At 61.5% G+C, this 20,180-nt stretch carries 19 protein-coding genes and 1 pseudogene; 8 read left to right on the top strand and 12 right to left on the bottom strand.

The window, feature by feature from the left end:
• Positions 1-29: 29 nt before the first annotated feature.
• Genes CEC48_RS22775 through CEC48_RS22760 form a run of 4 tightly spaced genes read right to left on the bottom strand, consistent with a single transcriptional unit; the run spans position 30 to position 3,920 of the window.
• A complete protein-coding gene (locus CEC48_RS22775) occupies positions 30-722 on the bottom strand; it encodes a glutathione S-transferase family protein (RefSeq protein ID WP_088425801.1) in 693 nt (230 codons plus the stop codon).
• Positions 719-1,243 (bottom strand): GNAT family N-acetyltransferase, encoded by a 525-nt coding sequence (locus tag CEC48_RS22770; RefSeq protein ID WP_088425800.1) that lies wholly within the window; start codon positions 1,241-1,243, stop codon positions 719-721. Before CEC48_RS22770 ends, CEC48_RS22775 begins: the two co-directional genes overlap by 4 nt.
• A 34-nt stretch (positions 1,244-1,277) precedes the next feature.
• On the bottom strand, positions 1,278-2,717 hold the full coding sequence (locus CEC48_RS22765) for an NAD-dependent succinate-semialdehyde dehydrogenase (protein ID WP_088425799.1): 1,440 nt from the start codon (positions 2,715-2,717) through the stop codon (positions 1,278-1,280).
• An 18-nt stretch (positions 2,718-2,735) separates the two neighbouring features.
• The gene (locus tag CEC48_RS22760) at positions 2,736-3,920 is read right to left on the bottom strand and encodes an iron-containing alcohol dehydrogenase (RefSeq protein WP_088425798.1); all 1,185 of its coding nucleotides are present in this window, start codon (positions 3,918-3,920) and stop codon (positions 2,736-2,738) included.
• Between the two features lie 147 nt (positions 3,921-4,067).
• On the opposite strand from CEC48_RS22760, the gene CEC48_RS22755 reads away from it, so the two are divergent.
• Complete coding sequence (locus CEC48_RS22755) at positions 4,068-4,871, top strand: alpha/beta fold hydrolase (RefSeq protein ID WP_088425797.1); 804 nt, start codon at positions 4,068-4,070, stop codon at positions 4,869-4,871.
• Here the strand turns inward: CEC48_RS22755 and CEC48_RS22750 are convergent.
• Positions 4,819-5,607, bottom strand: coding sequence for a helix-turn-helix domain-containing protein (locus CEC48_RS22750; protein WP_088425796.1), 789 nt, complete (start codon positions 5,605-5,607; stop codon positions 4,819-4,821). The two genes, CEC48_RS22755 and CEC48_RS22750, sit on opposite strands and share 53 nt — an antisense overlap.
• A gap of 85 nt (positions 5,608-5,692) precedes the next feature.
• Between CEC48_RS22750 and CEC48_RS22745 the strand changes: the two genes are divergently transcribed.
• A complete protein-coding gene (locus CEC48_RS22745; protein WP_088425795.1) occupies positions 5,693-6,691 on the top strand; it encodes a bile acid:sodium symporter family protein in 999 nt (332 codons plus the stop codon).
• An 88-nt stretch (positions 6,692-6,779) separates the two neighbouring features.
• Positions 6,780-7,970 carry a sugar transporter gene (locus CEC48_RS22740; protein WP_088425794.1) on the top strand — a complete coding sequence of 397 codons (1,191 nt, stop codon included), beginning with the start codon at positions 6,780-6,782 and terminating at the stop codon, positions 7,968-7,970.
• A gap of 47 nt (positions 7,971-8,017) precedes the next feature.
• Here the strand turns inward: CEC48_RS22740 and CEC48_RS22735 are convergent, their stop codons facing one another.
• Genes CEC48_RS22735 through CEC48_RS22710 form a run of 6 tightly spaced genes read right to left on the bottom strand, consistent with a single transcriptional unit; the run spans position 8,018 to position 14,161 of the window.
• A complete protein-coding gene (locus CEC48_RS22735) occupies positions 8,018-8,977 on the bottom strand; it encodes a sugar-binding transcriptional regulator (RefSeq protein WP_088425793.1) in 960 nt (319 codons plus the stop codon).
• 57 nt (positions 8,978-9,034) lie between these two features.
• The gene (locus CEC48_RS22730) at positions 9,035-9,835 is read right to left on the bottom strand and encodes an SDR family oxidoreductase (RefSeq protein ID WP_088425792.1); all 801 of its coding nucleotides are present in this window, start codon (positions 9,833-9,835) and stop codon (positions 9,035-9,037) included.
• A gap of 18 nt (positions 9,836-9,853) precedes the next feature.
• Positions 9,854-10,618: an SDR family oxidoreductase gene (locus CEC48_RS22725; RefSeq protein WP_088425791.1), complete on the bottom strand. Its 765-nt coding sequence runs from the start codon at positions 10,616-10,618 to the stop codon at positions 9,854-9,856.
• Between the two features lie 22 nt (positions 10,619-10,640).
• Positions 10,641-12,155, bottom strand: coding sequence for a sugar ABC transporter ATP-binding protein (locus CEC48_RS22720; protein ID WP_088425790.1), 1,515 nt, complete (start codon positions 12,153-12,155; stop codon positions 10,641-10,643).
• 15 nt (positions 12,156-12,170) lie between these two features.
• Entirely contained in the window at positions 12,171-13,103 is a 933-nt protein-coding gene (locus tag CEC48_RS22715) for a sugar ABC transporter substrate-binding protein (protein WP_088425789.1), read from the bottom strand.
• A 50-nt stretch (positions 13,104-13,153) separates the two neighbouring features.
• A complete protein-coding gene (locus tag CEC48_RS22710; protein ID WP_076016330.1) occupies positions 13,154-14,161 on the bottom strand; it encodes an ABC transporter permease in 1,008 nt (335 codons plus the stop codon).
• Between the two features lie 361 nt (positions 14,162-14,522).
• Between CEC48_RS22710 and CEC48_RS22705 the strand changes: the two genes are divergently transcribed.
• The 3 genes from CEC48_RS22705 to CEC48_RS22695 are packed head-to-tail and all read left to right on the top strand — an operon-like array spanning position 14,523 to position 17,756.
• Positions 14,523-15,359 (top strand): transketolase, encoded by an 837-nt coding sequence (locus tag CEC48_RS22705; protein ID WP_088425788.1) that lies wholly within the window; start codon positions 14,523-14,525, stop codon positions 15,357-15,359.
• A complete protein-coding gene (locus CEC48_RS22700) occupies positions 15,349-16,281 on the top strand; it encodes a transketolase family protein (protein WP_088425787.1) in 933 nt (310 codons plus the stop codon). Before CEC48_RS22705 ends, CEC48_RS22700 begins: the two co-directional genes overlap by 11 nt.
• 5 nt (positions 16,282-16,286) lie before the next feature.
• The gene (locus CEC48_RS22695; protein ID WP_088425786.1) at positions 16,287-17,756 is read left to right on the top strand and encodes an FGGY family carbohydrate kinase; all 1,470 of its coding nucleotides are present in this window, start codon (positions 16,287-16,289) and stop codon (positions 17,754-17,756) included.
• Between the two features lie 18 nt (positions 17,757-17,774).
• On the opposite strand, the pseudogene CEC48_RS31940 reads toward CEC48_RS22695, so the two are convergent.
• Positions 17,775-17,855: pseudogene (locus CEC48_RS31940) on the bottom strand (outer membrane lipoprotein carrier protein LolA); the annotation flags it as partial.
• Between the two features lie 356 nt (positions 17,856-18,211).
• Between CEC48_RS31940 and CEC48_RS22690 the strand changes: the two are divergent.
• Positions 18,212-19,765: a TerC family protein gene (locus CEC48_RS22690; RefSeq protein WP_088425785.1), complete on the top strand. Its 1,554-nt coding sequence runs from the start codon at positions 18,212-18,214 to the stop codon at positions 19,763-19,765.
• 47 nt (positions 19,766-19,812) lie between these two features.
• A partial coding sequence (locus CEC48_RS22685) for a PhzF family phenazine biosynthesis protein (RefSeq protein WP_141099708.1) occupies positions 19,813-20,180 on the top strand: 368 nt, incomplete at its 3' end.

The following is a 20,180-nucleotide window of genomic DNA, read 5'->3' as shown; positions in this document are numbered from 1 at the left end:
CTTCTCGCCGGCGCAGCTATTGAAGGGAGTCAGGCGTTGATGGGGTGAGCGCGAGGGTCGAACTCTTCCTTGATCAGGCCAAAGGTTTCATAATCCGGTTGTTCTGACAGGCACGCATAGGGGCTCTGCCATCCTTCCAGGCGGGCGATGCGCCCCAACCAGGCAACGACCGTCTCGGGCAGTTGCACCTGGGCCTGGTTACTCCAGAACAGGTAACCCGCCAGAGAAAAATCGGCGATCGACAACGCGTCCCCCAGGATGTAGCGACGACCATCCTGCAACGCCTTGTCGAGCCTGCCGACGTCTTCCTGAAAACGGCTGGCCAGCCACTGCACGGCGCCTTGCGGGTAGTCGTCAGGGAAGTAGTTGCGAGCCAGGCGCAAGTGGGGCAGCGATAGCCCGATCTTGTTGGCTTCCCACATCAGCCATTCCTTGCAGGAGACCGTGCCCCTGCGCCCGCTGCCACCAAACAACCCGAGGGTGTCGGCGAGTTCGATAAGAATGGCATTGGATTGCACGTAGTGCGTCTGGCCGATGGTCACCAGCGGCACTTCACCAAACCGCGCCAGGCTTATCGACCTGAAAGGTTCGGGTCGGGCCTGGCGGTCAACGAGAATATCCACCTGATGGTAGGTGTATTCGACCTTGGCCACATCCAGCATCAATTTGACCTTGTAGCTGTGTCCTGACTCCGGGTGCCCGTAAAGGGTGATCGGGCTCATGGCTGCTGCTCCTTGCGGGTATGGGTCATCCAGTGAACATCGATCCAGCCAATCGGCGTTTCGATTGCCTCGGGCCACAGCCCGATGTCCTTGAAGCCGGCCTTGCGGTAGCAATTGATCGCCAGCAGGTTCTCTTTTTTGACGCCCAGGTCGACTCTCGCCACGTTGAACTCGGCATAGGCCAGCTTCAAGGCCTCGGCCAGGATAGCCTGGCCGTAGCCTTTGCCACGAGACGCGGGGTCGCCAATCAGGATTCGTGCGAAACGCAGGGACAGATGGGGCCAGATATCCGAAAACTCGAAGTGCCCGATCAGCTTCTCGTCATCCTGGTCGACCACCGCATACAGCCGGCGCCAGGGGTAGCGCTCGGTGGCCTTGTCCAGATAACGCTGAAGCTGGCCCCTGTCCAATGGGTAGGAAAAGGTCGCTCCTGCCCAGAGAGATAGAGTCTGCGGCCCATCGATCCAGGAGATGACGGTATCGAAATCGCCTGCTTGAAAGGTCCTAAGAATGATGTCCATGGTGGTTCCTCGATTTCAACGGGGAGCTGTCCTCTCAGGACTGGGTCAGCTCGCTGATAAAGACGGTCGACAGGTAGTTATCGTAGGTTTCGGCACCTCCCTCGCTGCCGTAGCCACTTTCCTTGATGCCGCCAAAGGGCGTCTCCGGCATGCCCAGGCCGTAGTGATTCAGCGAAATCATGCCTGCTTCCAGGCCCTCGGCCAGCGTGGCGCATTCATTGCGATCCTCACTGAACCCATAGGCGGCAAGGCCATAAGGGAGCGAATTGGCCACGGCGATTACCGTGGCCAGGTCACTGAAGGGGTTGACCGGGATGACGGGGCCAAAAGGTTCTTCCTGCATCATCCGGGCGTTCAGGGGCACATTGGCGAGGACCGTGGGCTGGAAAAAATTCCCTGGCCCGTCAACCCGGCTGCCGCCCACCAGCAAGTTGGCGCCGGCTGCCAGGCTGTCATCGATAATGGCTTGCAGGCGCTTGATCTGGCGCTCGTTGCACATCGGCCCCATCTTCGTCTGCGGGTCCATGCCATCGCCGACTCGAACCTTGCGAGTCTTCTCAAGCAGGCACGTGACGAACTCATCGATGATTGACTCATGGATAAAAAACCGTGAGGGGGAAATGCAAATCTGCCCGGCGTTACGAAACTTGGCATCCACCAGCAAGGTGCAGACCTTGTCGATGTTGCTGCTGGCGCAGACGATCACGGCGGCGTGCCCGCCCAGTTCCATGCTGACCCGCTTCATCTTCGCGCCGGCCAGGGCCGCGAGTTTTTTGCCTACCGCGATAGAACCGGTGAACGAGACCTTGGCAACTACGGGCGAGTCGATCAGGTAACTGGAAATCTGCTCGGGATTGCCCCACACCAGGTTCAGGCAACCGTCAGGCAGGCCGGCCCGGTGAAAGATATCAGCCAGCGCCGCGACGGCTGAAGGTGCCTCTTCGGGCCCCTTGAGGATCAGCGTGCAACCCGCTCCCACGGCGGCGCACATTTTGCGAATAGCCTGGTTGAACGGAAAGTTCCAGGGGGTAAATGCGCAACACACGCCCACCGGGCGTCTAACCACCGATTGGCGAACCTTGGGGTTTCGAGCGGGTACCAGCCTGCCATACAGGCGCTTGCACTCTTCGGCGTGCCATTTGGCATGCTCCGCGCAAAAACGCACCTCGGCCAGGGCTTCAGCCAGTGGTTTGCCTTGATCCAGCGTCATCAGGGCAGCGATGGATTCGGCCTCGCTCAGGATGATCCGATAGACGTTGTAAAGCACGTTGCTGCGCGCTTCGGCGCTGGAAAAGCGCCATTGCGCAAATGCCAGTCGCGCCGCCTGCAACGCGTCATCGAGGTGGCTGACCTCGGCGCAGGCCAAGCGTGCGAGCCGTTCGTGAGTGCTGGGGTTGATGATGTCGATGCACGGTATATCGCTGTCGGGGTAAATCCATTCACCGTTGATAAACAGACCAATGTCCTTATACATATAACCTCCAGGGCGGGCTCAGTATCCGAACCACGCGTTGTCGATAATGGTTTTGTACTGCTGTGTCGAAAGGGCTTGCGGATTGGTCCGGGCGGTAGGGTCCGTGGCGGCCAGTTGTGCGATGTACTCGGCGTCGAAGGGGGCGTGGATGAGTTCGCTCAAGCGCTCGGGAATCCCCAGGCTGGCGAGAAAGTCTTTGAGCCAGGCGACAAAGGACTCGTAGCCAGGCTGTGCCAGATTCAGGTTCTCGCTGAGCCGCACCAGCTTGGCCTCAATGACCGGGCGGTTATAAGCGACCACGTAGGGCAGCAGCACGCCGTTGGTCAAACCATGATGGGTGCCATACACCCCACCAATGGAATGGCTGATGGCATGCACGGCACCCAGCCCCTTGTGAAACGCCACCGCGCCCATCAAGGCAGCCGCGCTCAGGTAACAGCGGGCCTGCAGGTTGGTTGTGTCCTGAACCACGATGGGCAGCCAGTGCTTGATCAAACTCATGGCCTGGAGGGCTATGCCGTCACCCATGGGGTGGAAGGCGTTGGCGCAATACGCTTCGAAGGCATGGGAGAAGGCGTCAATCCCCACGGCGGCAGAGACGGCTGCCGGCACGGTCAGGGTCAGTGCCGGGTCGACGATGACCAGGCTGGAGAGCATTTTTGGATGAAAGATCAGCCGTTTTCGATTTTCTACAAGGTCCAGCAGGACTGCCGCCCGGCCGACTTCGGCACCGGTCCCGGCGGTGGTTGGCACACTGATAATGGGCGGCAGCTTGTCGTTGGCCGCTTTCCACAGGTTGGGCAGGCTTTCGAAGGTCCAGATCGGCTGGGTTTGCACCGCCATGAAGGCGATGGCCTTGGCCAGGTCCAGGGCGCTTCCGCCACCGATTCCGATCACCATGTCCCGAGTATATTCGTTAAAGGCACCGACACCTCGCTCGAGCATCTCGGTATCCGGGTCAGAGCGAAAGGCTGAAAAGATCTGCAGGTCGATGCCGGCCTGAGTGCATTGTTCCAGGGCCATTACAATCAGTGGGTGCTCCACCAGCATTGCGTCGATGACCACCAGGGGGCGCTGTTTGCCCAATAGCTCGCAGCCATTGACCAGTTCGGTAACCCGTTCGACACCAAACCAGATGGGAGTGGGATAGCTCCAGTCGGCACTGAGCTGCTGTGAGTTGAATGTTGAATCAAGCGTCTGCATGGCGTTCCTCCTTTTGTCCTTTTTAGGGCGCGCAGGGGGATGCGTTCAACGCACAAAATCTGAGATCAGGGTTTAGAAAAATTGACCTGAAGCAGGCCGCGCACGCTTTAACATCTAGCCGGGTCCTGAGTAGGGAAAGGTGTGCAGATGCTGAACTTGATTGAGCTGAATGCGGGTGTTGGGCCTTGCCTGATACTGATCCATGGCACTGCCGGGAGCCCAGCCTCCACCTGGGGAGCGTTTGCCAACTGCCTGCAGGGGCAACACCGGATCCTGGCGTTTGATTTCTCACGCCTCGCGCACGCCGATGCCCACGCGCAATCCCTGGAAGGGCTTGCCAGGTTGATCGCGGCGCAGATCAGGGATTGCGCCGAGGGGCGCGTCCATCTGATCGGTTATTCGCTGGGCGCCGCGCTGGCGATTGAGGTGGCCAGCGCCACACCCGGCAACGTTCTCTCGCTGACCCTGGTGGCACCGTTTGATCACTCACGTGACCCCCAGGTATGCAGTAACTTCGAGCATTGGCGCCGACTGCTCAATGACAATCCCAGGGCTCTGGCCACGCAGATCGTGGCGCAGGGTTTTTGCACCGCTACTTTCAATGCCATGGGGGCGGCACAGCTTGCGGCGCTCACTGAGGCATTTTACCGGCGGGTAGACTGGGCCAGTGTGGCCGCCCAACTTGCATTGAATTTGTCACTGGATGTCGGGTCCCGGGTGTCGCGTCTACGCTGCCCGACGGCGGTCGTTATTGGCGTGGCCGATCAGTTGATTCCTGCCCGGGTCAGCATTTCGTTGTATGAGCGGCTGGCTGACGGCCGGCTGTTCACCTTGCCATGCGGGCACCTGATACCGGCGGAAGACCCTGAGGGCCTGGCGAAGATAGTTTGCCTGTTCGTCAGCGGAAAAACTCGCCCGGTGTGGCGTCGAACTGTTGGCGGAAGGCGTTGATGAACGCCGAAGTGGACTCGTAACCACAGGCCAATGCCACGTCGGTCACTCGTTCACCTTGCTCCAGCGCGGGGAGGGCGCTCAGTAGCCGCAAGCGCTGGCGCCACGCCCGAAATGTCAGGCCGGTGTCGCTCAGGAACAGCCGGCTGAGGGTTTTTTCGCTCACCGCCAGTTTCTGGCTCCATTGCCCCAGGGTGGTTTGCTGCTCCGGGTGCAGGTTCAGGCTGCGGTAAATCTGCCGCAGCCGGCTGTCGGCGGGCAGCGGCAACATCAGGTCGACCTGGGGCGCGGCGGCCAACTGGTCCAGCACTACTTGGGCCAGCCGACCGTCCGGGCCGTCCTCGGCATATTCCACCGGTAACTCGCTGAAGCTGCGGATCAACTCCCGCAACAGGCTGCTCACCGCCAGCACTTGGCAGCGCTCGGCCGCCCAGCCAGTGACGCTGCAATCGAGGTACAAGCTGCGCATTTCGGTATGGGGCGAACTGAACACCCGGTGCGGCATGCCGGCCGGGATCCACACGGCCCGCTGGGGCGGCGCGACGAAGCGTCCGGCACTGGTCTGGATCTCCAATACCCCGGAAATCGCGTAAGACAACTGCACCCACGGGTGACTGTGGCGCCGCGTCAGCGCGCGGTTGGGCAGGGATTCGGTGCGGCCATACACCGGCCTCGGCAGGCTGGAAAGCCCGGGCACGCTGCGGCGCACGGTTTTGTCATGTCCTTTAGGCGGCATTTACTGGCTCATTGGCGTTAGTCGGTAACAAGCCGTTACGTTAGAGTCGCGGTGATGCTCTTGGCAACCCCCGGAAGATTGGCTTATGACCCGCCCACGCTTTTTACCTGACAACTTCACCCTGACCCTGGTGGCCACGGTGCTCCTGGCGTCCCTGCTGCCCGCCAGCGGCCAGACCGCCGTGGCCTTTGGCTGGGTGACTAACCTGGCCATCGCGCTGCTGTTTTTCCTGCATGGCGCCAAGCTGTCGCGCCAGGCCATCGTCGCCGGCGCGGGCCATTGGCGCTTGCACCTGCTGGTGTTCAGCCTGACCTTCGTGCTGTTCCCGCTGCTGGGCCTGGCGCTCAAGCCGGTGCTGTCGCCGCTGATCGGCAAAGACCTGTACATGGGCATGCTCTATTTGTGTGCGTTGCCCGCCACCGTGCAGTCGGCGATTGCCTTTACCTCGCTGGCCCGCGGCAACATCCCGGCGGCGATTTGCAGCGCGGCGGCGTCGAGCCTGTTCGGGATCTTCCTCACGCCGTTGCTGGTGACCTTGCTGCTTAACGTCCATGGCGACGGCGGCTCGACGGTCGACGCGATCCTGAAAATCAGCGTGCAACTGTTGCTGCCGTTCGTCGCCGGGCAAATCGCCCGCCGCTGGATCGGTGAGTGGGTGGGGCGCAACAAATCCTGGCTGAAGTTCGTCGACCAGGGCTCGATCCTGCTGGTGGTCTACGGTGCGTTCAGCGAAGCGGTCAACGAAGGCATCTGGCATCAGATCCCGTTGTGGGAACTGGGCGGCCTGGTGGTAGCGTGCTGTGTGTTGCTGGCGCTGGTGCTGGTGGCATCCACGGTGCTGGGCAAGGCCTTTGGTTTCAGCCAGGAAGACCGGATCACCATTCTGTTCTGCGGCTCCAAGAAAAGCCTGGCCACCGGTGTGCCAATGGCCCAGGTGCTGTTCGCCGGGGCGAGCATGGGCGTGTTGATTTTGCCGCTGATGCTGTTTCACCAAATCCAGTTGATGGTGTGTGCGGCGTTGGCCCAGCGTTATGCCAAGCGTCCGGAATCGATTCCCGAGCTGATGGGGCAAGTCGATCCGTAAACGGGCGTGTTACTATTTTTCGGACGCGGCTCAAACGCTGGCATCGGGCCGGCAAGACCCGCGCGCGAAAGAGTACGACGACCTGTAAATGAGCATTTGCGCCGCAACACCTCAAGCCAACTGGCAACCGGTCTTCGCCCTCGCGTTGGCCGCTTTTGTGTTCAATACCACCGAATTTGTGCCAGTCGGCCTGCTGAGCGCCATCGGCGCGAGCTTCGACATGCCCATCGCCAGCGTCGGCCTGATGCTGACCATCTATGCGTGGATCGTGTCCCTGACCTCGCTGCCGGTGATGCTGCTGACCCGCAACGTCGAGCGGCGCAAGCTGTTGATCGTGCTGTTCGGCATGTTTATCGCCAGCCATATCCTGTCCAGCGTGGCCACCAGCTTTGGCATTCTGATGCTCAGCCGGGTGGGTATTGCGCTGTCCCATGCGTTGTTCTGGTCGATTACCGCCTCGCTCGCCGTGCGTCTGGCGCCGGAGGGCAAGCAGGTGCAGGCCCTCGGCTTGCTGGCTACCGGTACTTCGCTGGCAATGGTGCTGGGCATTCCGCTGGGCCGCCTGCTGGGCGAAGCCATGGGCTGGCGCACCACCTTTTTGGTGATCGGCGCGTTTGCCGCCGGGCTGGTGTTCTGGCTGGCGCGCACCTTGCCGCTGCTGCCGAGCCAGAACTCCGGTTCGTTGCGCAGTTTGCCGCTGCTGTTCAAGCGTCCGGCGCTGGTGGCGTTGTATGTGCTGACGGCGATGGTGGTGACGGCGCAGTTCACCGCCTACAGCTACGTCGAACCCTTCATTGAAGGCGTCGCGGGCATGAGTGGCAACACAGTGACCCTGATCCTGTTGGTGTTCGGCGGCGCGGGCATCATTGGTTCGCTGCTGTTCAGCCTGGTGCACCGCTTTAACCCGCATCGTTTTCTGATCACCGCCGTGACTATCCTGGCGCTGTGCCTGGCGTTGTTGTTGCCGTTGAGTGGCGAGGTGTCGTACCTGGTGACCCTGAGCGTGTTCTGGGGCATGGCCATCATGGGCTTTGGCCTGGCGCTGCAATCGAAGGTGCTGGTGCTGGCGCCGGATGCCACGGATGTGGCCATGGCGATGTTTTCCGGGATCTACAACATCGGCATTGGCGGCGGGGCGTTGATGGGCAGTTGGGTGGGCAGCCACTTCGGTTTTGCCTGGATCGGTGCGGCGGGCGGGTTGCTGGCGGCGGTGGCGTTGATCGGGTATTGCCTGGCGATTTATCGGTTTGGGCAGGGTGTGACGCGCGCCCCTCTGTAGGAGCGAGCTTGCTCGCGAAAAACCTGAAGGCACTGCTGGCTATCAGGTTACCCAGGTGTATTTAACGCCTGGGCGGTGTCCAGATCTGTGATCAAAATGTCCAGATAGCCGCCCTTGAGCGCGCCGCGAATCGCCTGCACCTTGCTCGGGCCGCCCGCCAGGCCCAGCACCCGTTGGATCGAGCGCAGTTTTGGCAGGGCCACAGACACCACGAATTCCTCGTCTTCTTCCAGTACCGGGCGCCCTTCGGCGTCGAAGTAGCGCAGGCAGATGTCGCCCACCGCGCCGCGCTCGGCCAGCAGGCGCAGCATGTCTTCGGTGTAGTAGTTGCCGCTGTTGCGCAGCAGTTGCGAGGGTTCCAGGTCGCCAATCCCGACGATCGCCAGGGTGATGCTGTCAAAGCGGTTGAGCACCTCCTTGACCTCTTCCATCTCGATGATGCGCTGCTTGCTCTCCACCGATTGCTCAATGCTTTGGGACGGCAGCAGGAACGCCGGGCAGTTGAGCAGGGTGGCCAGGCGCTGGGTCAGCAGGGTCGCTTCAAACGCACCTTTGTTGCCGACGCCGCCGAGCAGTTGCACGACTTCCTGGGCGCCCTGTTTACCGGGCTGGGCGTGCAGGTGCCCGACCATGGCGCGAATGGTGCTGCTCCACGACGAAATGCCGATGTGGTCCTGGGGCGACAGGCTGGTTTCCAGGTAGTGCGCGGCGGCCGAGCCGATGGCTTGCTTGATGCTCTCATCAACGCCCGGTTCGGTGGCCTCGACCACGATCACCCGGCGCACGCCATAGCGGCGCTGCAACTGGGTTTCCAGCTCCAGGTGCAGGCCCTGCAGGCGCATGACGGTGATCTTCACCACGCCTTCCTGCAGCGCCCGGCGCAGGGCGCGGCTGATAAACGATTGGGACAAATCCAGCTGTTCGGAAATCTCGGACTGCTTGAGACCTTCTTCGTAATAGAGGCTGGCGATCTTGGTGATCAGCCGTTGTTCTTCGATCTGGCTCATGACGGTCTCAGTCAATGACATCAATAGCCGGTGAGGATACCAAACCGGCGCCGCTCGTTACGACATGATCAGGCCACCGTCGATATTGATCGCTTGCCCTGTCAGGTAAGCCGCGTCGTCCGAGGCCAGGAACGCCACCAGGCCTGCTACATCCGAAGGCTTGCCGGCGCGGCGCAGGGGGATGTTCTTGACCCATTCGGCCATCAGCTCGCCCTTGCCGTAGCGTTTTTCGTCGGTGCTGAGGATTTCGCCCCACACCCGGTCGTTGTAGTCCCACATTTCGCTTTCAATGATGCCGGGGCAGAACGCGTTGACCGTGATGTTGTGCCGCGCCAGTTCCAGCGCCAGGCTTTGGGTGATGCCGATCACGCCCATTTTGCTGGCGGCGTAGTGCGGGGTGTAGATGAAACCCTGGCGGCCCTGGCCGGAGGAGGTGTTGATCAACCGGCCGCTGCCTTGCTTGACCATGTACTTGGCCGCTTCCCGGCAACCGAGCCACACGCCGGTGGTGTTCACCTGCAGCACCTTGTCGAAGTCGGCGCGGGGCATCTTGTCGAAATGGTCGATGGTGATGATGCCGGCGTTCTGTACCGACACGTCGATGCTGCCAAAACGTGCATGGGCCTCGCTGTAGAGCCTCTCGATATCGCTTTCGCAGGTCACGTCGATAGCCAGGGCCAAGGTGTTGACCGAGTACTCCTTGGCAAGCTGCCCGGCGGTGAAGGTCACGCGCTCCAGGTCATTGGAGGCCATTACCAGGTTGGCGCCTTCCTGGGCGAAGCGCTCGGCAATGCCGGCGCCGATGCCACGGCAGGCGCCGGTGATCACGATGGTTTTACCGCTGAATCGTTGAGACATTTAAAGCGCTCCAGTGAGTTACCAGCACACAAAACCGCCATCGACCAACAGGTCGATGCCCGTGCAGAAAGACGACGCCTGGCTGACCAGGAAAATCGCCGGGCCAACCATTTCTTCAACGCTGGCCATGCGGCCCATGGGCGTGGTCTGCTCGAAAATCTTCACCTGGTCGGCCACTTCCGGGCGCGAGTTCATCGGCGTGGCGGTGTAGCCAGGGCTGATGCAATTGACGCGCAGGCCCTTGTCGGCCCATTCCATTGCCAGGCTCTTGCTCAGGTGAATCACCCCGGCCTTGGAGGTGTTGTAGTGGGCTTGCAGCAGGCCACGGTTGACGATGCTGCCGGACATCGAGGCGATGTTGACGATGGCACCTTTGCCCCGAGGCAGCATCACGGCGGCCTGTGCCTGGCAGCTGAGGAAGACCCCGGTGAGGTTGATGTCGAGGGTGGATTGCCAGCGTTGCAGTTCGAGGTCTTCGGCGGCCTGGGCATTGGCGATACCGGCACAGTTGACGGCCACGCTGAGGTCGCCCAGGACTTTTTCGGTGCGGGCAATGGCAGCGTCAAGGGCGTTGCGGTCGGTGACCGTGCCGGCCAACGCCAAGCCACGGCGGCCCAGGGTCTCGATGCGTTCTACGGTGCTGCGGATACCCGGGCTGCCGGGCAGGTCGAAGCAGGCCACATCGGCCCCGGCTTCGGCCAGGCCGACCGCAATGGCCTGGCCGATGCCGCTGCCGGCGCCGGTGACGAAGGCGACCTGGTTTTTGAGACTGAAAAGTTGCATGGGTTGCTCCACGTCGAATTAGTTAAGCCGTAGCCATTTCCATCACTGAAACCGGGGTGGCCGCACCTCGCTCCAGAATCCCCATCTGCCGTCCACGGCTCATCACCATCACCCGGTGTGACAGGCCCAGCACTTCATCCAGGTCGGAACTGACCACAATCACCGCCATGCCATTGGCCGCGAGATCTGCAATCACTTCATAAATCGCCGCACGGGCGCCAACGTCGATGCCTCGGGTCGGCTCATCCAGAATGAACACTTTGGGGTTGCGGGCCAGCCATTTGGCAATGATCACTTTTTGTTGATTGCCGCCGGACAAGCTGGAGATGCGTTGCTGCGGCGCGCCTTTCACACCGAGGCGCGTCGCGGCAGCCTGGGCGAATTCCCGCAGGCGGCCGGGCAGCACCCAGCCGCGCTTGTCCAGCAGGTCGGTGTTGCCGTACATCATGTTGTCTTCGATGCGATGCTCGACCACCACGCCTTGTTGCTTGCGGTCTTCGGGCACCAGCACCACACCGGCCTGGATCGCTTCGCAAGGGGAGCGCAGGCGACGGATTTCACCGTCCAGCAGCATATGGCCCTTGATGTCCTGGGCTGCGCCGGCAATGGTGCGCACCAGCTCGGTACGGCCTGCGCCCACCACGCCGGCGATGCCGAACACCTCGCCAGCACGCACGCTGAAATCGATGCCGTGCAAGGCAAATTCCCGGCAGGAGAGGCCTTTGACCTGCAACATCACCCGCGCTTGCGGTGGTTGCAGGGCGGGGAAAATCCGCTCCAGGCTGCGCCCGACCATTTGCTCTACCAGTTCACGCACCGGCACTTGGGCGCTGGCGTGCAGGGCGATCTGGCGACCGTCGCGCAGCACCAGGATCCGGTCGGCGATGCGCGCGATTTCTTCCAGGCGATGGCTGATGTAAATGAACGACACGCCTTCGGCCTTGAGCCGCTCGACCTGCTGGAACAGCAGCTCGGTTTCCTCGCCACCCAGTGCGGCGGTGGGTTCGTCGAGGATCAGCAGTTGTGCATTCAGGGTCAGCGCCTTGGCAATCTCCACCAACTGCTGGGCCGCAACGCTCAAACCTTCAACCTTGCGTGAGGCGGGCACCTTCAAGCCCAGGCGCTCAAGTTGCTTCTGCGCCTGGGCCTCGATGTACTCGCGGTCGACCCGCCCGTGACGCATGGGCAGGCGGCCGACGAAGATGTTTTCGGCAATCGACAGTTGCGGCAGCAGGCGGATTTCCTGGTGGATCAGGCCAATACCGGCGCCCAGTGCAGCGCCCGGTGAAGCCGGTGCGTAAGGCTCGCCTAGCCAGGTCATGCTGCCGCCTGGCTCGGGTTGCACCAGGCCGGCAATGATCGACGACAGCGTCGACTTGCCCGCGCCGTTCTCCCCGAGCAACGCCAACACTTCGCCAGGGCGAATGTCGACGTTGATCTGCGACAGCACCTGCACCGGGCCATAAGCCTTGCCGATATTGCGCAGGCACAGCACCGTTTCCGGTTGCGCCTGGCGATTATCCAGAGCTGCTTGCATGGCGACCTCCGGGGCTTACGGGTGCTGTTGCAGGAAAGGCGCAACGTTGTCTTTGGTGGTCAGCACGGTAGGCAGCAGTTGCTCCTTGGGCACATCTTTGCCGGCCTTCAGGTCAATTGCCGACGCCACGGCCAGTCGCCCCATTTTCTGGGTCTGTTGGGTCATGGTTGCGTTGAGTACGCCGCTTTCCACAGCCTTGAGCCCGGCAACGTCGCCGTCGAAGCCCACCACGACCACCTTATGGTCCAGGTTGCCGACCTTGACGGCCTGGGCTGCGCCCAACGCCATGGCATCGGCACGGCCGAAGAACACGGTGATATTCGGGTCACGCTGGAGCAGGTCCTGGGCCACGGCGAAGCCTTTGTCCTGGGCCCATTCAGCCGGTTGTTCGGCAACGATCTTCAGGCCGGGAAAAGCTTTAAGGCCTTCCTGGAAACCCTTGGCGCGGTCGATTTCCGGGGTGGTGCCCAACTGGCCTTGCAGCACCGCGATGCGGCCCTTGCCGTCGGTGATCTTGCCTACATATTCAGCCAGGGCCTTGGCACCGGCCACGCTGTCGCTGGCGATAAAGGTATCGCCCGGTGCGTCGGGGGCGTTGCGGTCTACGGCGATCACTGGAATGCCGGCAGCCTTGGCGGCTTTTACCGGCACACCGGCGGCAGTGGCGCCGGCCGGGATGTAGATGAGTACGTCGATCTGGCGGGTGATCAGGTCTTCAATCTGGCTGACCTGGGTCGAGGAATTGCCCTGGGCGTCCACGGTGATCACTTTGATCCCCTTGGCCTTGCCCTCGGCTTCCACCGATTGCTTGATCTGGTTAAAGAAGTCGGCCTGCAGGTTGGCCACGGCGAGGCCGATGGTCAGGTCCTTGGCCCAGGTGGTGCCGGCGGTGGCTAAAGTGGCGGCGGCGAGGGCGGTGGCCAGTAGCAGTTTCTTGGTGCTGAACATGTCGGTGACTCCTGGTTTTATTGTTGGAGGGTGTCAACTGTCGAACAGGTTTAACGGGCAGTGCTGGAGCGGCGTCGCAGGGTGTCGATGGTCACGGCGAGGGCGATGACCACGCCGATCACCACTTGTTGAATAAAGGGCGATACGCCCAGCAGGTTCAGGCCGTTGCGCAGTACGCCAATGATCAGCACACCCACCAGGGTGCCGCCGATACTGCCCACGCCGCCGCTCAGGCTGGCGCCGCCGATCACTACGGCGGCGATGGCGTCCAGTTCCAGGCTCAGGCCGGCACTCGGTTGTGAGGAGTCGAGGCGGGCGGCCAGGGTCACGGCGGCGATGCCGGCGAGGGCGCCGCTGATGGCGTACACCCACAAGGTAATCGCCCGCACCTTGATGCCTGACAGCCGCGCCACTTCCGGGCTGCCGCCAATCGCATAGAGGTTGCGACCGCCGGCGCGAAAGCGCAGGAACACCCAGGCCACCACCAGCATTACCAAAAACAACCCGACAGTGGCCGACAGAAAGCCGAAGTGGCGCACCGTGGCCAGGCTGGTGAACCAGTCGGGGAAGCCGACAATCTGCCGGCCTTCGGTGAGGATATTCGCCAGGCCGCGGGCCACCGACATCATGGTCAGCGTGGCAATAAACGGTGGCAGCTTGGCGTAGGTAATCAGCCCGCCCGACACCAGGCCGGCGAGCATGCCGGTGCCGATGGAGATGGGAATCGCCAGGCCCAGCGGCACCGCCTGGTCCTGATACAGCCAGCCGAGCATCATCATGGAGAAGGCGAGCACCGAGCCCACCGACAAGTCGATTCCGCCGATCACAATCACGGCGGTCATGCCGATGGCGAGAATGCCCAGCACGGTGACTTGATCCAGAATGTTCAGGCCGTTGCGCAGGGAGAAAAAGAATTCGGAACTGAAGGAGAAGACCAGCACCAGCAGCACGAGGCCAATCAGCGGGCCGCCGATATTGCTGGGAAGCAGTTTCACCAAGCGCGGGCGGCGGGTCGGCTTGAGGTCGGCCGGGTGATGGACAGAGGCTTTGGCGTCCACATTGTTCTCCTGATTTATTTTTTTTGGAGTTCGTCAAGGGCTTTGAATATTTATGCATGCCTGACTGTTAATTCAGATTCTAGTGGCACGGTGTCAAAGTCAAGCGCTTTAATTTTCTTGAATCCTCTTAAAACCGCACTTTTGCGTGCCTGAAACCTGCGCGATAGACGAGCGCGTGCGGGTTTTTCGCCGTCTGTCCGAGGGGTATTTCACACTTTTATTTCATTTTCAACCGTTCGCTCCCTTGACCTGCTGCTGGATCGGCGTCTAAATAGAAATATATTGTCATGGCTGAATAAATATTCAAAAGGCAGCCTTGGACACTTTCACCTCGCGTGGTCAGCCTCAAAGGAGCCGCTGCATGAATGCTTTCCAGTACGATGCCCGCCAGATCAAAGAACAGGCCCGCCTGATCCGGCGCCACGTGATCCGCTTGAACGCCGACTCACCGGCCGGCGGCCACACCGGCGCCGACCTCTCGGAAACCGACATCCTCGCCACCTTGTACTTCCGCATCCTCAACACCGGCCCGGAACGTACCGAAGACCCCGAGCGCGATATCTACATCCAGAGTAAGGGCCATGGCGTGGGCGGGTTGTATTGCTGCCTGGCGCAAGCCGGCTATATCCCCGAGGAATGGTTGGCCACCTACCAGCACTTCAACTCCCACCTGCCGGGCCACCCGGTGCGGCAGAAAACCCCCGGCATCGAACTCAACACCGGCGCCCTCGGCCACGGCTTGCCCGTAGCAGTGGGGTTGGCGTTGGCGGCGAAAATGTCCGGCAGCAAAAAGCGCATTTATGTGCTGACCGGCGATGGTGAACTGGCAGAAGGCTCCAACTGGGAGGCGGCCATGGCCGCCGCCAAATACGGCCTGGATAACCTGTTTGTGATCGTCGACAAGAACAAGCTGCAACTGGCCGGGTTGACCGCCGAGATCATGCCCCTGGACCCGCTGGACGTGAAATGGGCCGCCTTCGGCTTCAGCGTCAGCGAGTGCGACGGTAACGACGTCGGCCAGTTGATCGAAGCCCTGGAAACCATGCAGACCAAGACTGGCGCCCCTCAGGTACTGATCGCCCACACCATCAAAGGCAAAGGCGTGTCATTTATCGAAGCCCGCCCCGAATGGCACCACCGCGTGCCCAAGGGTGATGAAATCAACGCAGCACTGGAGGAGTTGAGTCATGGCGAGTGAACATTTGGCGAGCGTCATGGTGGAAGCCTTTATTGCGGCGGTCGATGCCGGGCTCGACGTGGTGCCGGTGGTCAGCGACTCCACCTCCACGGCCAAGATCGGGCCGTTTGTGAAGCGTTTTCCCGAGCGGTTGATCAACGTCGGCATTGCCGAACAGTCACTGGTCAGTGTGGCGGCCGGGCTGGCGTTGGGCGGCAAGATTGCGGCGACGTGCAATGCCGCACCGTTTTTGATCTCCCGGGCAAATGAGCAGATCAAGGTCGACGTTTGCTACAACCAGGCCAACGTGAAGATGTTCGGCCTGAATGCCGGCACCAGCTACGGTCCGCTGGCCAGCACGCACCACAGCCTTGATGACATCTCAGTGATGCGCGGTTTTGGCAACGTGCAGATTTTTGCCCCGGCCGACGCTATTGAATGCCGGCAGATTGTCGATTACGCCCTGCGTTACGTGGGCCCCGTGTATATCCGGCTGGATGGCAAAGCTTTGCCAGACGTGCACGGCGCGGAATATCGCTTTTTGCCGGGGCAAGTCGATGTGCTGCGCCAGGGAACAGACGTCAGCATCGTCGCGCTGGGCTCGGTGGTGCATGAAGCCGTGGACGCCGCCCGCGTGTTGGCTGGGCAGGGCATTGAGGCGCAAGTGATCAACCTGTCGTCGATCCGGCCGTTGCAGCGTGACGTGTTGCTCAGTGCCCTCAGCGTCACGGGCGGGGTGATCACCGTAGAAGAGCACAACATCAATGGCGGCCTCGGTAGCCTGGTGGCCGAAGTGCTGGCCGAGGCCGGGCTTGGCATCCAGCTAATCCGCCTGGGTATCGGCGATGGCGAATACGCCGCAGCCGGCGCTCGCGAACCGACCCGCGCCTTGCATAACATCGACGCGGCTGGGATTGTGGCGGCCGCCACTCGGTTGCGGTGAATCACATGACTGAAAATACTCCGCTGATCCTGGCGATAGACGAAGGCACCAGCAACGCCAAGGCGGTGCTGGTCAACGAGCTGGGCCAAGTGATCGCCCGAGGCTCACGGGCTTTGAGCATCAGCCATCCCCAGGCCGGGTTCTCCGAGCAGGACCCATTGCAGATCTGGGTGAACACCCTGGCTGCCATTGACGAATGCCTGGCTCAGGTTGATCGGCCTGTCACGGCCTTGGCCATCAGTAACCAGCGTGAATCGGTGGTGGCCTGGGACCGGCAGACCGGTGAACCATTGTCGCCGTGCATCAGTTGGCAATGCCGGCGCTCCACGGCGCTGTGCACGCAACTGCATGAGCAAGGGCATGAAGCGACCATCCTCGCCAAGACCGGGCTGGCCCTGGACCCGATGTTTTCGGCGGGTAAGTTTCGCTGGATTCTCGACAACCTTGAAAACGGCCATGCGCGGGCGGCTGCCGGTGAAATCTGCCTGGGCACCGTCGATAGCTGGTTGCTGTGGAAACTCAGTGGTGTATTCGCCACCGATTATTCCAACGCGGCACGTACGCAACTGTTCAACCTGCACACCTGCGCCTGGGACCCAGAGCTGCTAGGCCTGTTCGCCATCCCGGCGGCGGCGTTGGCCCCGATCCAACCGAGTGCCGGGTTCTTTGCCGAGACCAAAGGTTTCGGGCGTTTGCCTGCCGGGGTTCCGGTGATGTCGATGATCGGTGACTCTCATGCTGCGTTGTACGGGCAGGGCGGGTTTGCGCCTGGTTTGGTCAAGGCAACGTTGGGCACCGGCTCTTCATTAATGACGCCGATGAGCGGGCCGATCGCGTCCACCCACGGTTTGTCGACCACGTTGGCGTGGCATGACGGCTCGGCACCGACCTACGGCATGGAAGGCAACATCGTGCACACCGGCGCGGCGGTGCAATGGGCTTCGCGGCTGGTGGCGGGTGAGTCGCTGGATGCGCTGACCGAACAGGCGGCGCAACTGCCCGACAATGGTGGCGTGTACTTCGTGCCAGCGCTGTCCGGGCTGGGGGCGCCGCATTGGAAGGCGGACGCGCGTGGGTTGATCTGTGGCCTGACTGAAGCCACGTCGGGCGCGCATATTTTGCGGGCTTCGCTGGAGTCCATCGGCTACCAGATTCGGGATGTGTTCGAGGCCATGCAGCAGGATATTGGCAGCCCGTTGAAAGAGCTGTGGGTGGACGGCGGCGCCACGCGCAATCGCTGGTTGATGCAGTTTTTGGCAGACCTGTTGCAGCGGCCGGTGGTGCGTAGCCTGTCGCCGGAGGTGTCGGCGTTGGGGGCTGCGCATTTGGCGGGCCGGGCGTTGGGGGTTTGGGCCAGTGATGCGGCGTTGGTGGGGCTGGAACGACAGCGGGAGCGGTTTGAGCCGGTTGTGGACCCGGCCATGGATGCGCGTTACAGCGAGTGGAAAAAGGCGCTGCAGCGGACGCTGTGCTGATTAAAGCCGCTTACTATTTACTGTAGGAGCGAGCGTGCTCGCGAAAAACCTGAGGGCGCCGTTGGGTGTCAGGCTTCCCGGGTCATCGTTTACGCCCATCGCGAGCAAGCTCGCTCCTACAGAAGCAGGGTGTGCTTCTATTTAGGCGACGTGGGCCGCATCCGGCGCCCTATTACGTCGACACGCTACCTGTTACAGATCTTGTAATAGTTTTGCATTGTAGGAAATTGTCGTTTCGCCTGTACGATTCAAGTCCTTTTTCGACAACAGGACCTACATGAACACCCTCTCGGAGCCTCCCAGTCGTCTTTCCCCAAGACATTCACTGCCGCCGTTCCCGCTGATCGCCTGCCTCCAGGCCAAGCACCCCGTCTTCCGATTGCCTACCCTTACCCGGTCCCTCGACCGTGCGTTGCCGTGCCCGGCATTCTGAAAAACTGAAGAGATACTGAAAAATGGAATGGTTAGCGGATCCAACGGCCTGGCTCGGCCTGTTGACTTTGATTGTGCTGGAGCTGGTGCTGGGCATCGACAACCTGGTGTTTATTGCGATCCTGGCGGACAAGCTGCCGCCGGAGCAGCGTGACCGTGCGCGCTTGATCGGTTTGTCCCTGGCATTGCTGATGCGCCTGGGCTTGCTGGCAAGTATTTCGTGGTTGGTGACCCTGACGCAGCCGCTGTTCGAGGTGTTCGACAAGAGCTTCTCGGGCCGTGACTTGATCATGCTGTTTGGTGGTGTGTTCCTGTTGTTCAAGGCCACCATGGAGTTGCATGAGCGTCTTGAAGGCCATGTCACCGAGCGCACTGGCAATGTCGCCTATGCGATGTTCTGGCCGATCGTCGCGCAGATTGTGGTGCTCGATGCGGTGTTCTCCCTCGACGCGGTGATTACCGCCGTGGGCATGGTGGATGAGCTGGCGGTGATGATGATCGCGGTGATCATTTCCATCGGCCTGATGATCATTGCCAGCAAGCCGCTGACCCGTTTCGTCAACGCCCACCCGACGGTGATCATGCTGTGCCTGGGCTTCTTGATGATGATCGGTTTTGCCCTGACCGCCGAAGGCTTGGGTTTCCACATTCCTAAAGGTTACCTGTACGCGGCTATTGGTTTTTCGATCCTGATCGAGGTGTTCAACCAGATCGCCCGGGCGCGCCGCAAGAAGTCGGCCCAGGGCACGCGGCCGATGCGTGAGCGCACGGCCCACGCGGTGATGCGCTTGCTCGGCGGTCGCAACCTGGCGGTGGAAGAGGTGGGCGAAGAGGTGGCCGACCTGCTGGACAACCCCGATGCCAACGGCGGGCCGCTGTTTGACCGGCGTGAGCGGGTGATGATCAGTGGTGTGCTGCAACTGGCCGAACGGCCGATCCGCACCCTGATGACGCCCCGGGCCAAGGTCGACTATATAGATCTGTCGGACGATCCCGACACTATCCGCCTGAAACTGATGCATTCGTCTTACTCGCGGCTGCCATTGATCCGCAACGGTGCTGTCGACGAGCCATTGGGTTTCGTGCACAAGAAGGAGTTGCTCAAGGAATACCTGGCCGGTAACGAGCCAAACCTGGAGCACCTGGCGCGCCGCGCAATCAACCTGCTGGAGAGTTTTTCGATCCTCAACGCCCTGGAGCAGATGCGCCAGGAATCGACCCACATTGCCTTCGTGATCAACGAATTCGGCGACTTTATCGGGGTGTTGAGCATGACCGACATCCTGGAGTCCATCGCCGGTGAGTTGCCGGACGCGAGTGAAGTCGAAGGGCCGGATATCGTCGAGGAGGAGGGCGGTTTCCGGGTCAACGGTGCCTTGAACCTTAACCTGATTCGTCAGCGCACTGGCTTCAAGGCGATGGCGACGGAGGATTACCAGACCCTCGCCGGCCTGGTGATGAGCCTGCTGGATCGCCTGCCGGTGGTGGGTGACAGCCTGGAACATGAAGGCTGGCGCCTGACCGTGGCTGCGGTTGAGGAGCGGCGGGTGACGCAGGTGTTGCTGGCGCCTCTGTAGCTGGATAGCATCGCCGCTCACTGAACCGTTAAGGAAGGGTTACCCGAATGACTTTGGACGTGCTTAAGATTTCTGCATTTTGTGACGGTAACCAGGGCGGTAATCCGGCAGGCGTATGGATCGGTGACAACTTGCCGGACGCTGCAGAAATGCAGCGTATCGCCCATGAAGTCGGGTTTTCGGAAACCGTATTCGCCTGCCCACAGGGTGATGGCTGGCGTGTGCGGTACTTCGCACCAGACGCCGAAGTCGCGTTTTGCGGCCACGCCACCATTGCCCTCGGCGCAGCCTTGAGCCTGGCGCTGGGCGACGGCGAATTCCACCTGACGTTGAACAATGGCGATATCTCGGTCAGCGGTCGCAGCGAAGGCGACCTGATCGAAGCCGCCCTCCAATCCCCGCCCACCCGCAGTGC

The organism is Pseudomonas sp. K2I15, from assembly GCF_002204795.1.
Lineage (GTDB): Bacteria > Pseudomonadota > Gammaproteobacteria > Pseudomonadales > Pseudomonadaceae > Aquipseudomonas.
Note: the sequence above shows the minus strand (reverse complement) of the source record. Positions and strands in the feature narration are given on the sequence as shown.